Origin of the sequence: Collimonas humicola (genome assembly GCF_018304945.1) — a bacterium.
GTDB classification, from domain to species: domain Bacteria; phylum Pseudomonadota; class Gammaproteobacteria; order Burkholderiales; family Burkholderiaceae_D; genus Collimonas; species Collimonas humicola.
Genome location: NZ_JAGQEE010000003.1, coordinates 363998 through 379592, shown reverse-complemented (window position 1 = coordinate 379592; position 15595 = coordinate 363998). Strand labels below are relative to the sequence as shown.

Here is a 15595-nt window from a genome sequence, read left to right as displayed (position 1 = left end):
TCGGGCAATCACACTCATCGCAGCGCCGCGTTTTTCGATCGCGCTTGAACGCGCTGCAAGCATGCTGAAGGCCTGGTGGAAAACCACCATAGCAACGCGGCTGCCAGCGAGATGGCAACGACCATTCCAAGCACGATGTGCAGCGCCTGCGCGAACGGCTGCAGCGTCGCCAGCAGCGCGCCGAAAATCGCCACCCCCAATGCCGCGCCGGTTTGCCGCGCTGAATTCAGCACGGCTGCCGCTATGCCTGCGCGGCTTTTCTCGACGGTGCCCATGGCCGGCGCCGTAGCGGCAGGCGAGATGAAACCGGAAGCCAGGCCGATCGCGAGCATCGGCAGCACAGCGAACCAATAGGGCGAGCCCGGCTCGGGCAGGAGCATGCCGGCGGCGCCGATGGCATACAGGCAGAACGCCGCGCACATCGATGCGCGCGCGCCGAATAACCGCGCTAGGCGGCCGGAAACCAGGCCGCCGGTCGCCACCATGACAGTCATCGGCAGGAACGCCAGGCCAGCCTGCAGCGGCGCGTAGCCTAACACTCTCTGATAATAGATGCTGAAAGCGAACAGCATGCCGTAAAAGACCAGGGCGGAGGCCATGGAGACCAGCGCGGAGGCGGCGAACAGCCCGTTGCGAAAGAGCGATAGCGGCAGCATGGGCTGCGGCTGCCGTGTTTCAATCCTGATGAACAGCAGGCTTGCCATGCCGCAGACGACGGCGCCGGCGACGATGGGAAGCGAGCCCCAGCCCAGCGCCGGCGCTTCGATCAGCAGCGCGATCAGGCTGCCGAGCGCAATGATAGCCGTCAGCTGGCCGGCAATATCGAAGTGGCGCGTACCCGGCGCCCGGTCGCGCGGCAGCGGCCAGGTGAGCCAGATGCCGGCCAGGCCGAGCGGCAGGTTGACGAAAAAGATGCTGCGCCAGCCGAAGCCGTGGATCAGCAGGCCGCCCAGCAGCGGACCGGAAGCCATGGCGATGCCGCCGCAGCCCATCCACATGCCGATCGCCGCGGCGCGCCGGGCCGGATCGGGATAAGCCTGGTTGATCAGCGCCAGCGAGCAGGGCACCAGCATGGCGCTGCCTAAGCCCTGCAGCGCCCGCGCCAAGGCCAGCGTACCCAGGTTGGGAGCGAAGCCGCACAGCGCCGACGCCAGCGTGAACAACATGAGGCCAGCCAGGTAGATGTTTCTTGCGCCGAGGCGGTCGCCCAGCGTGCCGCCGGTCATGAGAAAGCTGGCGAAGCTCAGGGTGTAGGCGTTGACGATCCATTGCAGCCCGCTGACGCCGCTGTCGAGCGTGGCGCCGATCTGTTCCAGGCCGATATTGACGATCGACGCGTCGAGCAGCACGATGGCGTAGCTGATGCTGGTCGCCGCCAGTATCTTGCGCGCCGGCTGGCCGTCGCCGGCGCGAAAATTGACTGCGCCAGGGTTCTTTGTCATTGCTGTTCTCCAGGAAGGGGCTGGAGGACAATATACCTGCCTGGATTTGTCCGATGCTTCGGCGCGTATCGAAGCAAGCGCACGGCAGGGGCGGCCGGCTGTACGGCGCGGCCGCCTGGCGCCGCCGGCTACTCTCCGGGCGTGAAATACTGCCTGCGCTGATGCTGTTCCTGGTGCATCGGAAACATGGTGGCATAGAACTCGGTCCAGCCGCCCATGCGCACCCGCACCAGGTTGTAGCGCTCAGGATCGTTCACTGCCGCCTGGTAGGTGGCCAGGTCGGCGCAGGTGAGGGTGATCAGGTTGGAGCCGGTTTCGCCGCGCGCGTAAGCTTTCACAAAACGCTGCAGCTGCTGCAGCGGAAAATCCTCCTCGATGTTCATGTCCACCGGCGAGGCGTTCGACAGGCCATATTCGATGGCATCGACGCGCCAGCTTTTCAGCGCCTGGTAGATGTTGCGGAAGGCTGGCGCCGGCGGCAAGTCTTGCGGCGCCGGCGCCGGCGACAGGTCGGAGGCGATCGGCATGCCGTTGCGGCGGCCGTCGGCCGAGGCGCCGCAGGGCAGGCCGTCGCCGACATAGCCTTCGAAGGTGCCGATGCCGGGGGTGATCACGAACTCGGCGCTGCCGTAAGTGCTGGCGATGCCGTCCAGCACCGGCTGCAATGCCGGATGCGGCTTGCGTATGACATCGACGCAGATACGCACGGTGTGCTCCATCACCCAGGCGCCCAGGGCGTCGACCTCGGCGTCGCCGCTGCCCCACTTGGGCAGCGCCAGCGCCGCGTTGCGCAATTCCTGGTAGCGGCGGCCGCGTTCTGCGGCATCGGCCGGACCCAGCAGCTGGCTTTGATAGGGCTCGATCATGTTGAAGCCCCAGTCGTTGATCAGGCAGTCGACCAGTTCCGGCAAGGTGGTGAGGGCGGTGGCGGGATCGAACACCAGCTTCTGGATCGCATACAGCGAATCGATGGTGTTGGAGACGCCGACGCAGAGCGGCGCGATCATGTTGAAGCGGGCGCCGCCGGCAGTCAGGTCGCGCCCGGATTCGGCGCAGCCTTCGATCAGCGCCGACAGCAGCGGGCTGGGGCAGATGCCGGCCAGGTTGCCGAAGCCGCCCAGGATCACGTTGTAGCTCTGGATCGTGATCCACTCCAGCTGCTGCAGGAAGATCTCTTGCAGCATCTTGAAGCTGGTGATCTCGGCCGCCGGCGGCGAGCGAAAGGTCTGCTTCAGCCCGCGCAGGTAGACCGGACCGGCCTCGCCGTAGCAGGCGCCCTGGTTCAGGGTTTGCTCCAGCGCTGTCATCGGCGTCACATTGTTGAAGGAAAAACCGGTGGCGCCGGCCAGCATCGGCTCGTAGCAGCCGTCCGCCGCATAGTCGCGCGACCAGCGCAGCGTCACCTTGCTGCCTGAGTCATGCAGTGCTTTGCACAGGCGGTCGTCCTGGTACAGGATCGGATGGGCGCCGCCGGCCAGCAGGCATTTGGCGGCCTCGTCCATGATCTCGTCGGGAATGCCGTCGTACACGCGCAGCGACAGCGTCGGGGCGTTGACCGGGATGCGCCGCGCTGCCTTCAGGCACAGCATGGTGACTGGATTGACGCCGCCGGTCGGGGTGGCGTCGTCATTGGCGACATAGCCGCCGACGGTGATCTGCTGCACCCATTGGTTGATGCCGCCGCCCTGCGGGAAATTGCCGCCGTAGCCGCAGACGGCAGTGGTGCCGTAGTTGACATAGTCGGTCACCAGGCCGCGGTTGACGAAGGCATTCTCGCCGATCTTCAGCCACAGGCAGTCGACGATTTCCTGCGCCCGCTCGGGAGCGATGTTGTCGCGTTCCAGCAAGGGCCACAGGATCTGGTCCAGCCGTCCCAGCGAGGTCAGTTCGCCCACCAGGTGCAGGCAGCAATGGAAGGAAAACACCAGCTGCACGCCATCCAGGAAACTGAGCGGCGGCTCAGTGCGCAGGCGGCGCAGGCGGGCGGCGACGGCGCGCATATTGGCGGCGTTTTCCTCGGTGCCGGAGCGCTGCGCGGCGTTGGCGGCGGTTTCGGCCAGGGTGGCCCAGTTGCCCAGGTATTCCTGCACGCCTTCCAGCGACAGCGCGGCTGAAACATAGAATTCCAGCCGCTCTTTCAAAGCGCTGTCGCCGGGATTGTCTTGCTGCAGCAGCGCGGTCGCTTCCATCTGCCGCTTCAGCTCGGCGATCAGGCCGCCCAGTCCCAGCGTCACCAGTTTCTGGTAATGCGGCACCACGTGGCCCATGGCCGACCATTCGTTCAGCTGGCCCTTGAGCCAGGCCGCCACGGTTTCATCCTGGTTCAGGTAGGGCACCACTTCCTTGCCGCGGCCGAGGGTGAAATCGGGAATCACGCCCACCAGCAATTCTTCCGGATAGATGCGCAGCAAGCCGTTGTTGCGGGCGATATCGGACTGCGGGCTGGACAGCAGGCCGGCCAGCGTCTTGTGATTGGCCAGCGCCTTGCGCAGCGCTACTGAAGAAGTCAGCGACGGCGCTTCCGCCTCGTTCACCAATGCCGACAGATGCGGCAGGCGCGGGAAGGGGGTGCGCTTGAGCCAGCCGTCGTTCCAGTGTGAAAACGCGCGTCCCAGCAAGGTCAGCAGGCGCGGGCTGGGCGGATCGCCGGCAAGGTACTTGCCTTCGCTCATCTGGTGCAGGTAGTCCTGGCCGTTGTAGAACAGGTAGCCGTTCTTGCTGCGCACCTGCCAGTGCGGCTCTTCCTGGACATTGTCGATGCCGGCCGCCGGCACGTTCAGTTCCTGCGCGTTCGGCACATACCAGTAGCTGCCGGCGACGCCCTGCACCACGCTCATCAGGCGGTCCGCCGGCCGCTCCGGCAGCTCGCCCATCATGTGCTTGATGATGGTTTCGAAGCGCGGCTGGGCATTGCAGAAGGCGACGAACATCAAGCCTTTCTCGCGCGCGGCGCTGCCCGCATGTTCGCCGAACGGCAAAGCCTGGCGCAGCAGCTTGAGGTTGTCGCCGTTGCTGTCGAGTACATGCACGCGGCGGATGTGCGCGTTGTGGTCGTGTTGCGGCAGGATGGCGCCGGCCGGGTCGCGGCCCAGCATGGCGTCCTGGGCGTCAGGCAGCATGTCGCCGATGCTGCTCCACTCGAACAGGAATTTCTGCGTGAAGCCGTAGCAGGCGCCTTGGAATTCGCCGTCGGCCAGGATGTCGGCGGCCAGGCTGACCGGATCGTTGGGATTGGTGATGCCGTCCAGGTAGCGGCCGCCCATCACCTTGCCGTCGGGCCGTTTGCCGACCGCCAGGATTTCGATCTGCGCCGCCAGCGCTTCCAGCCCGGGGCGCACGCTTTCCATCAGCTGGGCGGCGGCTGCGGCGTTGTCTGCTTTCAGGTAAAGCAGGACGTCGCCGCCGCTGTCGCGCAGCTTGGGCGAGTTGTTCAGCACCGTGCGCGATACCGGAATATCACGGTCGCGCCAGCCGCCCCACAAGTTGGGATCGAAGGCCGCCACCAGGCCGGCCTTGGCCGGCGATGCCTTGGCCGCCTGCGCCAGCGTGCGGATCAGGCTGAGCAATGCCGCTTCGGTGGCCTGGCTGTGGTCATGCAGCGTGATGGTGGCGATCTGGCCGAAAATGGCCCGGGTCAACAGGCCGTACTGGGAATGTTTGATAGCGTCGATAAACATCTTGAGATCCTTATCTGAACGAGGCGCGAGGCCGTGGAAGAGCGATTGCCGCTGGCAGCGGGCCGGTGTGGCCAGCGTGTTTTAATTTCTTTGCGGAAATTTATTCTATCGGAAAGCCATGCCGCGGATAGCGCCAATCTGCAGCTACTGTCAAATTTGACAGTAGCTGCTCCCGTTATATTGCAATTTGGAAATATTAAGCCTAGTGTTTATGCAAAGCAGTCAGGCTCGGGGCCGGTCTCTGAATCGACGGGAGTGATGATGAAAAAGCTGGGAATGGCTGATCTGGTCCATCCGCTGACGCTGGATGCTTTCATGGCGCGCTACTGGCAAAAGAAACCCTATGTCGGCCACGGTTCGCCGCAGCGCTTTGCCGAAATCGCCGCCATCCCCGAGCTGGCCAGCATCGATGCGCTGCTGGAAGCCTGGCGCGGCGAGGCCGATGCCTGGGCCCCGCGCGACACCAAAAACCCGCTGATCAACGCCAGCGCACGGCAGCTTCCGGCATTCTATGAAAGCGGCTACACGCTGTACCTGAGCAAGGTCGAAGACCATGTACCGGCGCTGGAACCGATCGCGCGCAAGCTGGAGCGCGACCTCGGCCTGCGCCAGGACGATGTGTATTTCGAAGCCTTCATTTCAAAAGGCACCGGTTCGGGCTTTCATTTCGATCCGAACGTCACCATCAATATCCAGCTGATCGGCAGCAAGCAATGGTGCGTCGCTGAAAACAAGCACCTGGTCAATCCGCATGTCGGCTGGTCGGCCGGCGCCGCGGTTGACGAACACATGAAACGCTATGCGCGCCAGCCTTTCCCGACCCGCATGCCGCCCGGCTGCCGGCGTTTCGAGGCCCGGCCCGGCACCCTGGTGTACCTGCATCCGGGCTACTGGCACTGCACCCTCAACCACGAGCCTTCTCTCTCGCTGCTGTTCACCATCAATCCGCCTTCCTGGACCGATTTGCTGATGGATGAAATCAGGGACCTGATGCTGAAGCATGACGCCGGCCGCGAGCTGGCCTTCGGCCTCGGTTCCACCGCGGACCATGAACAAAAGCGGCAGCGCCTGCAGCACCTGATCGATGCCGCCGGCGAGGCGGTGGCGCAGCTGTCCGCCGACGATTTGCTGGCCGACTGGGGCGGGACGCTGACCGCTTCATTTGAGCGCAATCCCCAGGTCGCGTGCCGTGTCGACGCGGGCCGCGGCGGCAAGGACGATGTGCTTGTGATCCAGTCCGGCCGCACGCAGGAGCGCAGCGTGCTGAGGCCTGATGCGCGGCGGGTGCTGAAGTGGGTCAGTGCGCGCAAGAAGCCTTTCCACGGCCACCAGGCTGCGGAGGCGGCCACGGCCGTGGCGACCACGCGGGTGGCGGAGATACTGGAAGAGTTTGCGGATGCCGGCTTGATCTTGAGGGAGGGTAGTGCCTGAGGCGAGGGGCTCCCGCGGCAGCGATGCCGCGGGAGCGCCAGGGTTTTCAGGCAGACCGCAAGGACTGCGGCAGGTCTGGCATGTCAATCACAAGAACTTATAATTAGCGCCGACGGTAAAGAAGCGTCCGCGCGGATCGCCCTGCGTGATGTCGAAATACGGACTGCTTGGATCCCATGAGGGTTTCTGGTTGAACAGGTTCTGCACGCCCAGCCTGAGCGTCAGGTCGCGGATGCCCTTGTAGCTCAAGGTCCAGTCGAAGGTGCTGTTATGGGCGACGGCGGCCGGAAAATCGTCCTGCAGGCTGTTCTGGTCGATCTTGTAGCCGCCGGTGTAGTACCAGCTCAGGGTGCTGGAAACATTGCGGTAATCCCAGCTGAGCTCAGTGACGCCGCGCCATTTTGGCAGCGCGCCGAAGGTGTTGACGCCGCTGCCGTCGATGGCTGGCTGGCCGGCCACGCGCGGCTGGCGGAAATTGATCAGGTAGGTCCAGCCGCCGTGTACGGTGAACTTGCCGGCGCTTGCCGTCGGGATCACCTGCCGCACATCGACATCCAGGCCGGAGGTGACGCGGCTGCTCTGGTTCTGGTACTGGTTGCTGATGGTCAGCAGCTTGCCTTGGGCGTCGCGCGTGACCCGCCCCGGAAATTGCGCTTCATTGAGCAGGATATAGCTGGCGTCGTCCGGGCCGATGATGCCGGTCTGCTCGATATGATAGTAGTCGAGCGACAGGCTGGTGTTCCTGGCGGGGGACAGCACTACGCCGAAATCGAGGTTCTTGGAACGTTCCGGCTGCAGCCTGGGATTGGCCTGGTAGACGCCGGTGTAGCCGACGCTCTTGCCGGGCGTGACCGGATCGCGCGGATCGATCGCCGAGCCGTAGCTGATCGCGTTGCTGCTGGTGATCTCAGGCAGCGACGGCGCGCGGAAGCCGCGCGAGGCAGTGCTGCGCAACAGCAGCCAGTCGGTCGGCTGGAAGCGCAGGCTGAGCTTGGGCGAGAATGCCGTGCCGAAATCGCTGTAATGATCGACGCGGCCGGCGAGATTGGCTTCCAGCGTCTTCAGCACGGGAATCTTGAACTCTGCATAAGCTGCCGTGACGTTGCGCGAGCCGTTGATGATGTCGATGGCCGGGCGCAATTCCGTGCCGGAGAGGACCGCGCTGGAGGTGTCGGAAGCGATCGATTCCTTGCGGAACTGGGCGCCGGCGGCAAAGCCGAGATCGCCGGCGGGCAGGGCCAGCAGCGAGCCGGTGATGGTCGCATCGAGCGAACTCAGCCTGGACACGGCCGGACGCAAGGTCTCCAGCCGCAAGGCATTGACGGCGCTGGCCGGATTGCCGGTCGCCGCCAGGTTGTAGCCGCCGTTCGCCAGCAGCTGCTGGAAGGCATAACGGTTGCCGAAGTTGCCCACGGTTTCCTGCAAGCGGCTTTCCGAGTGCAGCGCCGATACGTCCCAGTCCCACTTGCCGTCAAGGCTGCCCTTGAAGCCGAGCATGGCGCGGCTGAACTGGCTGACGTCGGTCTTGCTGCGCGCCCCTACATCCCACAGGTTGGTATTGACCGGCGTCCCCTTGCCATAAGGATTGGCCGGATTCCCCGCCGGCAGCGTAGTGTCCACCGGCACCAGGGTCTGGCTGGCGTTGTTCCATGCCCGCAGGTTGCTGCTGATAGCCAGCGGCCCGCCGAATACGAAGCTGGCCGAGCTGCGGCTGTACAGCAGTTCGCTGTAGGCTTGCACATGGTCGTTGATCTGCAGCGAGCCATGCAGCAGCGCGTGATAACGCTCGATTGCCGGCATCAGCGTGTCGTACCGGGCCGGATTGTAGGCCCACACATCGCCTTGCTTGCCGGGTGTGATGGCGCCCCACGGCACGCGTTGCACCGGGCCGACGGCGTTGGCGAAGCCCTGCCTCGGATCGTTGTTGTAGTAGTTGGTCGGGGTCCAGCCCAGGCGCCCGCCAGGCTGGCCGCGGAAATCGGCGTTGCTCAGGTAGTTGACATCGCTGGCGCGCAGCTCCTGGCGCTGTTGGCCGTCCAGCGAGAAGTACACGTTATAGCCGTCTTTATCCAGATCGCCTTTACCGGCCAGGATATTGTAGGTGCGCTCGTTCTGCCCGGTGCCGCTGCCGGACTTTCCCAGGCTGCCGCCGGTTTCGATGCCCTGATAGCTTTTCTTGAGGATGATGTTGACCACGCCGGCCACCGCATCCGAGCCGTAGACCGCGGAGGCGCCGTCCTTCAGTACTTCGATGCGTTCCACCGCCGCCAGCGGCAGGGAGTTGATATCGACAAAGGTGTCTTGCAGATCCTGCGCGGTGGCATAGTTCGCCAGGCGTTTCCCGTCCAGCAGGATCAGTGTGTTTTTCTGTCCCAGCCCGCGCAGCGAAACGCCCGCGGTGCCGGCGGAGAAGCTGCCCGTGTATTGCTCATTGAAGCTGTTGCCGCTGTTGGCGGAAATGGCGCGCAGCACATCCGGCAGATTGGTCTTGCCGCTGGCCTGGATCTGCTTGGCGGTGATGACTTGCACGGAGGCGGCGCCGGCAGCGGCGGCGCCGCGGATGTTGGAGCCGGTGACAATCACCTGGTCGATGGCTGCAACGCCGGCTTTTTGCCGGACAGCGATTTCATCGGCGACCTGGGCAAAGGCCGCCTGGCTTGAAAGGAGGGCGCTGATCATGGCAGCGAGTCGTGTGAGTTTCATGGCAGCGTATTGAGTGATAAGTCAGGTGAAAAAAATCCCGGCATGCCGGGACGCCGTCGGCAGCCGCATGAGCGGTGCAACGGAATTTGAACAAGGCGACAATATGTATCTTTGCTTTTCAAAAGGTAACGAATATTTTCAGATGAGAATATGCGCTGCAGCGCAAAGCTTCGAGAGAACCGGAGCAGGCGGACTTGATGCAACCGGCGCTGTTGAGGCGGCGAGTTGCGTTCTCAACACTGCTGTAACGAACGTTCATGCATCCGCACAGAATTCAGGATTCGCGGCTATGCTTCTGGCATCCGTCAAGGCCAGGCAATCCCGTCCGGGATATGTCCGCGCCTGCGGCAAACCTTGACTGCCCCGGCGGAATTCTTGAAATGGACACCATGAAGCGACGCACCCTGTTAGGAATCGGCATTCTTGGCGCATCGGCGCTGGCCGGCCCACGGCAGCTGTACGCTGCCGCTCTGTCTGGCGAAGATACGGAGATTCCTCTGTGGCCCGGCGACAAGCCGCCAGATGGCAGCGGGCCGCAAGGACCGGAGCGGATCAATGTCAAAGGATCGCTAACCAATATCTCGCGCCCGCGCATGGTCGCATATCGCCCGCAGCGCCCCAACGGCAGCGCCATGCTGGTGATCGCCGGCGGCGGCTATGCGCATATCGAGCGCGGCACGGAAAACATCCCGGCGGCGCGCTGGCTGCAAGCATTGGGCATCACCGTATTCGAGCTGGTCTATCGCCTGCCCGGCGAGGGCTGGAGCAAGCTCGCGCCGTTCCAGGACGGGCAGCGGGCCATGCGCCTGATCCGGGCTTCGGCAGCGAAGTACGGCCTGGACGCCAGGCGCATCGGCGTCTTGGGATTTTCCGCCGGCGGCCACCTGGCCGGAACCACCGCCGCCGAACCGGACGCGCCGCGTTATGCGGCAAGCGACGTGGCTGACCAGCTTTCCGCGCGGCCCGACTTCGTCGGCCTGATCTATCCGGTGCTGAGCTTCATGCCGCCCTATGACAATACGCATTCGCGCCGTGAAATCATCGGCAAGCATCCGGACCCGGCCGAGAGCGAAGCATTTTCGGTAGAGCGGCATGTCGGCGCCGGGATGCCCGCCACTTTCCTGGCGCAGGCTGCCGATGATCCGATTTCGCCGATCCAGAACAGCCTGCTGATGTTCAATGCGCTCAAGGCGGCGCGGATTCCGGCGGAAATGCATGTTTTCCAGGAAGGCGGCCATGGCTGGGGCCTGGGGCCGCAGGGCAGCCTGGTGCATGCGTGGCCAGCCTTGTTTGAGACCTGGATCCGGCATAACGGCTGGATGGGATCGGACTAGGCCCCCGACTGCGATCGCCGGCTTCTGGTAGCATGCTATTCGGGCATAGGCTTGCTCCGGCGCCGGCGTTTGCCTGGAGGCCGATGATTGCCGCCGCCGCAAGTTACCTCTCCCGCAATATCCCGACATTCATTCTTCATGCAGATAGGAATCACCATGAGCGTTACCACCAAATGGATAGACATCGAGGCCGCCGACGGCACTTTCGGCGCCTACCTGGCCATCCCGCACACCGGCAAGGGCCCGGGCATCGTGCTGCTGCAGGAAATCTTCGGCGTCAACGAACACATCCGCTCGGTTGCCGAGCAATATGCCGCCGACGGCTACATGGTGCTGGCGCCGGACCTGTTCTGGCGCAACGGCAAGCGCATCGAACTGACTTATGACGACGCCGGCTGGAAACGCGCGGTCGAACTGATGAAAGCCACCGACGTCGCCAAGGCGCAGGGGGACATCGCATTGACCGTCGCCGCCCTCAAGGCGCAGCCCGGCCTGGAAGGCAAGCTGGCGGTCATCGGCTATTGCTTCGGCGGCATGCTCGCGTATAACACCGCGGCCAACGGCCTGGTGGATGCCGCCATTGCGTACTACGGCGGCGGCATCCAGAACCAGCTGCAGCGCGCCGACGAGATCGCCGTGCCGCTGCTGATGCACTTCGGCGCCGCCGACAGCCACATTCCGCTGGACGCCGTGCAGACCATCGCCGAGCGTTTCGAGGACAATGACGACGTCGAGGTGCACGTCTACCCGGGCGCGGAACACGGCTTCAACTGCTCGCACCGTTCCAGCTACAACCAGCGCGCGGCGGCGGAAGCGCATGGCAATTCCTTGACTTTCCTCAGCGATCATCTATAAAACGTACTTGGCCGGCGGCTGGTTTCGGCCGCTACCGCCGGCCTTGCAAAAACGCCATCCTCCGATGAGCGGCGTTCCGGGGATTTGTTTTTTTGCATCCCGGATGACTTTGCAAGAATATTTTCGTGCCGCCACAATATTCCTTCCTGTGAAACGTCTCCAGTGGCATGAACCCAATATCCTCTACTCCGTCTACGCAGTTCTCCCGCTACCAGAAATTTGTCGTCGCCATGCTGGCGTTCCTGCAGTTCGCCGTCATCCTCGATTTCATGCTGATGTCGCCGCTGGGCGCCATGATCATGCCGGCGCTGGCCATCGAGCCGAAGCAGTTCGGGCTGGTGGTTTCCGCCTATGCTTTCAGCGCCGGCATCTCCGGGCTGCTGACTGCCGGCTTCGCCGACCGCTTCGACCGCAAGAAGATCCTGTTGTTCTTTTATGCCGGCTTCATCGTCGGCACACTGTGGTGCGGGCTGGCGCAAAGCTTTGAGATGCTGCTGCTGGCGCGCATCGTCACCGGGCTGTTCGGCGGCGTCATCGGCTCGATCGTGCTGGCCATCTCGACCGACCTGTTCCCGCCGCAGATGCGCGGGCGCGTGATGGGCCTGATCCAGACGGCCTTCGCCGCCAGCCAGGTGCTGGGCATTCCGATCGGCCTGTACCTGTCCAACCGCTGGAACTGGCATGTGCCGTTCCTGGCGATGGCCGGCCTCGGCGTGCTAGGCGGCCTGTTCGTGGCGTGGCGCATGCAGCCTGTCGCCGCGCATCTGGGGCTGCCGCAGGAACACAGCCCGTGGATGCATCTGTTCCATACGCTGACCGAGCGGCGCTACCTGATGGCCTTTGCCACCACCTCGCTGCTGACCACCGGCGGCTTCATGCTAATGCCTTTCGGCAGCGCTTATGCCGTCAACAACCTTGGCATCAACCTGCACGACCTGCCGACGGTCTATCTGGTCACAGGGTTATGCACCATCTTTATCGGTCCCTTGATCGGCAAGGCCGCGGATGCCTTCGGCAAATTCAAGGTGTTCACGCTGGGCACCGCGCTGTCGATTACCATGGTGCTGATCTATACCCATCTCGGGCCGACCTCCCTGGCGGGCCTGATTGTCGTCAATGCGATTCTGTTCGTCGGCATCTTCTCGCGCATGATTCCTTACCAGGCGCTGGTGTCGTCGGTGCCGAGCGCGACCCAGCGCGGCTCGTTCAGCGCCATCAGCGCCTCCATCCAGCAGCTGTCGGGCGGCATCGCTTCGGTGGTCGCCGGCCACATCGTCACGCTCGGCGCGGACGGCAAGCTGCAGCACTTCGATGTGCTGGGCTATGTGCTGGTCGGCACCTCGCTGGCGGCCTTGCTGCTGCTATGGCGCCTGCAGCGCAGCCTCGGCACGGCAGCGGCGCCGCTGCCGGCAACGGCTCTCTGAGCCGTGCATCGGTTTAGCCGGGGATATCGGCAGGCGTAAAAAAGCGCCAACCGGCATCGGTTGGCGCTCGTGACGCAAAATCCCGGCGGCAGGGCGGGAGGAGCCTGGCGGTACAAGGCTTCCAGTTCCCCGTCCCGGCGCCGCCAGTATTGCTAAGGCGCCGCGGCAGCTACCGCCGGTGCGCGCGGCGGCGCATTCTTCACATAGGTGTCGAACCAGCGCAGCATTTCATATACCAGCTGCTCGTTCGATTCCATCGCTGCATACCAGTGCGGTTCATGCGGCAGCATCACCAGGCGCGTGGTGCCGCCATTGCCGCGGATCGCCTCATACAGCTTGCTGGCCTGCAGCGGCGTGGTGCCCGGATTGGCGTCGTCCGCGCCATGTACGATCAGAATCGGCGTCTTCATCTTGTCGGCATAGAAGAATGGCGAAACCTTCAGGTATACATCCTGCGTTTCCCATACCGAGCGTTGCTCATTCTGGAAGCCGAACGGCGTCAGCGTCTTGTTGTAGGAACCGCTGGTGGCGACGCCGGCCCGGAACATGTCCGAATGGGCCAGCAGGTTGGCGGTCATCAGCGCGCCGTGGCTGTGGCCGGTGACGCCGATGCGCTCCGGATCGGCGACTCCCAGCCGCACCGCTTCGTCAACCGCGCCCTTGGCGTCGGCCACCAGCTGCTCCATATAGGTGTCGTAGGCTTTCTTCGGATCGCCGACGATAGGGAAGGCGGCGTTGTCGATGATGGCGTAGCCGGCCAGCAGCAGCAAACGGTACTGGCGCAGGCGCGTGAAGGTTTCCTGCGAGCCGGTGGTCTGGCCTGCCTTGGACGCATCGGCGTAGTCGAGCGGATAGGCATACAGGATGGTCGGCACGCGCTGGCCTTCCTGGTAGCCGGGCGGGGTGTACAAGGTGAACGACAGATCCAGGCCGTCGGCGCGCTTGTATTTCACCAGCCGCTTCTTGATCTCGCGCACCACCGGCGTCGGATCCGGGATGCGGGTAATGGCGGCGCTGCTCGAAGCAAAGACAGCTTCTCCGGCGGCAGCATCAAGCGGCGCACCGATAGTGCGGATGAACGCATTAGGCGGATCCATCACCGACTGGCGCCAGGTCAGGAAGTTTTGCGCACCCGCTCCGGCGAAGCCCAGGAACTGCTCGTAGGAGCTCTTGTCGCTGCGGAACAGGCGTTCCGATTTCAGCGTCTTCAGGTCGAGCTTGTCGAGGAAGGGACGGTCGCCGTCCGGCGATGCGCCGACGCCGCTGAGGAAGATGGCGTCGCCGTCCTGGCGCAGCACCGTGGCGCCGTTGGGCAGCTGGCGTTTGACCGGGCTGCCTGGATTGGCATATTTTTCATCGGTCGACAAATCCCACAGCAAGCGCGGCTTCTGCTCGGCATCGTCGACATTGACCAGGAAACTGCGCCGCCAGTGGCGGTTGCGATCGTATTCGGTCAGCAATGCAAGATCCGCCTGCTCGCTCCAGGAGATGCCGGCATAGCGCTGTTCTGTGCGGGCGACCTCCAGCGGCGCGGCATCGAACGGCGCCTTGGACAGCATCAGCTTGTCGCGTGCCGGCACCTTGGCCTTCCAGTCGCCGCCGTCGAGCGCTTCGGCCCAGAGCAACGTCGCAGGCTCGGTCGCGCGCCAGGAAAAATCGCGCGGTCCGAGCGCAACGCCGCCGATCGGGACCCGGTCCGCCAGCGGCAGCGAGGCGATGCGGTGCATCGCGATGTTCGGGCGCTTGGCGAGATCCCAGACTTCCACTTCATGCGGAAAGCGGTCGAAGGTGGTGACGTAGGAATACGGCTTGCGGATCGCGCTGACCAGCACATGCCGGCCATCCGGCGCGGCTTCTACAGTTTCGTAACGGCCGACGGCGCCGATTGGCGTGACGGCCAGGCTGCCGGCGTCGACCAGCGCCAGCTGCGCGGCGGCGTAGTAGTCGAACAGATCCTCGTCGTGCTGGCTGCCCAGCGTATCGCGGTTTTCATAAGTGCTGCTCTGTCCTTTGCCGCCGCCCGATTCCTGGATGCTGGGGCCGGCAGGGATCAGCGGTTCCGGCGGCGGCGGACCCATGCGCGCGGGAACCAGCTTGACCAGCAGCGTCTTCTGGTCAGGCATCCATTGCAGCTCGTCTTCCAGCATCGGATTCAAGCGCGCGCCCGGCACGCGCCTGACCGCGCCGGTGCCGGCGTCGCCAATCCACAGATCAACCGAATCGGCGGTGATGTTTTCGAAAGCGAAGCGTTTGCCGTCGGCGCTCCACAGCGGCCGGCCGGGGCAGGCGTCCGCCGGCAGCGCGATGCGCGTCTGTGCGCCGTCCGGGATATGCACCAGCTCAAAGCTGCTGGCGCAGGGAGTGATGCCGTAGCCGCCCGGGGTATCGTGCTTGCTATGGTTCCTGGGCTCGACGCGCACCCCGGCCAGGCGCAGGAAGGGCGTTGCGACCCGCGCAATCGACGGATAGTCCTGCCAGGACACCAGCAGCATGCGCTCATGCGTCGGGCTCAGCACCGGAACTGGCGGCGATGGCGCGCGCATGACATCGAGGATGTTCTTGGGCGGCTGGTTGTAGCCGGAGGCGGAACTGGCCGCCGCTGCCGGCGCGGCCGCAGGGGCAGCGAGCGCCGCCGACGCGACGCCGGCCGCCAGCAGCGTGACCCAGAGACAGGTCAGGGGGGATTTTGTTGCCATTAGTGTCCTCAGTTTTGTTTCGGATGCAGTATG

The 15595-nt window shown here is 64.3% G+C and carries 9 protein-coding genes; 5 read left to right on the top strand and 4 right to left on the bottom strand.

Annotated features, from left to right (window positions below; all coding sequences use genetic code 11):
• Positions 1 to 14: 14 nt before the first annotated feature.
• Both KHU30_RS13230 and KHU30_RS13225 read right to left on the bottom strand, forming a co-directional pair.
• Positions 15 to 1442, bottom strand: a complete 1428-nt coding sequence (locus KHU30_RS13230) for an MFS transporter (protein ID WP_211443065.1) — start codon at positions 1440 to 1442, stop codon at positions 15 to 17.
• 128 nt (positions 1443 to 1570) lie between these two features.
• The gene (locus KHU30_RS13225; protein ID WP_211443064.1) at positions 1571 to 5119 is read right to left on the bottom strand and encodes a pyruvate formate lyase family protein; all 3549 of its coding nucleotides are present in this window, start codon (positions 5117 to 5119) and stop codon (positions 1571 to 1573) included.
• A gap of 276 nt (positions 5120 to 5395) precedes the next feature.
• Here KHU30_RS13225 and KHU30_RS13220 point away from each other — a divergent pair, with 276 nt between their 5' ends.
• A complete protein-coding gene (locus tag KHU30_RS13220; protein WP_211443063.1) occupies positions 5396 to 6550 on the top strand; it encodes a JmjC domain-containing protein in 1155 nt (384 codons plus the stop codon).
• 87 nt (positions 6551 to 6637) lie between these two features.
• Here KHU30_RS13220 and KHU30_RS13215 read toward each other — a convergent pair whose 3' ends face one another.
• Complete coding sequence (locus tag KHU30_RS13215; protein WP_230427359.1) at positions 6638 to 9253, bottom strand: TonB-dependent receptor; 2616 nt, start codon at positions 9251 to 9253, stop codon at positions 6638 to 6640.
• Positions 9254 to 9320: 67 nt separating this feature from the next.
• Here KHU30_RS13215 and KHU30_RS13210 point away from each other — a divergent pair, with 67 nt between their 5' ends.
• From KHU30_RS13210 to KHU30_RS13195, 4 genes are all read left to right on the top strand, one after another.
• Entirely contained in the window at positions 9321 to 9611 is a 291-nt protein-coding gene (locus KHU30_RS13210; RefSeq protein ID WP_211443062.1) for a hypothetical protein, read from the top strand.
• A 22-nt stretch (positions 9612 to 9633) separates the two neighbouring features.
• Positions 9634 to 10587 carry an alpha/beta hydrolase gene (locus tag KHU30_RS13205; protein WP_211443061.1) on the top strand — a complete coding sequence of 318 codons (954 nt, stop codon included), beginning with the start codon at positions 9634 to 9636 and terminating at the stop codon, positions 10585 to 10587.
• Between the two features lie 156 nt (positions 10588 to 10743).
• Positions 10744 to 11442 carry a dienelactone hydrolase family protein gene (locus KHU30_RS13200; protein ID WP_211443060.1) on the top strand — a complete coding sequence of 233 codons (699 nt, stop codon included), beginning with the start codon at positions 10744 to 10746 and terminating at the stop codon, positions 11440 to 11442.
• Between the two features lie 167 nt (positions 11443 to 11609).
• Positions 11610 to 12866 (top strand): MFS transporter, encoded by a 1257-nt coding sequence (locus KHU30_RS13195; protein ID WP_211443059.1) that lies wholly within the window; start codon positions 11610 to 11612, stop codon positions 12864 to 12866.
• A gap of 152 nt (positions 12867 to 13018) precedes the next feature.
• On the opposite strand, the gene KHU30_RS13190 is transcribed toward KHU30_RS13195, so the two are convergent.
• Complete coding sequence (locus KHU30_RS13190) at positions 13019 to 15562, bottom strand: S9 family peptidase (protein ID WP_211443058.1); 2544 nt, start codon at positions 15560 to 15562, stop codon at positions 13019 to 13021.
• Positions 15563 to 15595 lie beyond the last annotated feature (33 nt).

Bases quoted from the DNA above. Each gene is read 5' to 3' on its own strand.
- KHU30_RS13195 (WP_211443059.1), top strand. From the start codon at position 11,610: ATGAACCCAATATCCTCTACTCCGTCTACGCAGTTCTCCCGCTACCAG.
- KHU30_RS13200 (WP_211443060.1), top strand. From the start codon at position 10,744: ATGAGCGTTACCACCAAATGGATAGACATCGAGGCCGCCGACGGCACT.
- KHU30_RS13220 (WP_211443063.1), top strand. From the start codon at position 5,396: ATGGCTGATCTGGTCCATCCGCTGACGCTGGATGCTTTCATGGCGCGC.
- KHU30_RS13230 (WP_211443065.1), bottom strand. From the start codon at position 1,442: ATGACAAAGAACCCTGGCGCAGTCAATTTTCGCGCCGGCGACGGCCAG.
- KHU30_RS13210 (WP_211443062.1), top strand. From the start codon at position 9,321: ATGAGCGGTGCAACGGAATTTGAACAAGGCGACAATATGTATCTTTGC.
- KHU30_RS13225 (WP_211443064.1), bottom strand. From the start codon at position 5,119: ATGTTTATCGACGCTATCAAACATTCCCAGTACGGCCTGTTGACCCGG.
- KHU30_RS13205 (WP_211443061.1), top strand. From the start codon at position 9,634: ATGGACACCATGAAGCGACGCACCCTGTTAGGAATCGGCATTCTTGGC.
- KHU30_RS13190 (WP_211443058.1), bottom strand. From the start codon at position 15,562: ATGGCAACAAAATCCCCCCTGACCTGTCTCTGGGTCACGCTGCTGGCG.
- KHU30_RS13215 (WP_230427359.1), bottom strand. From the start codon at position 9,253: ATGAAACTCACACGACTCGCTGCCATGATCAGCGCCCTCCTTTCAAGC.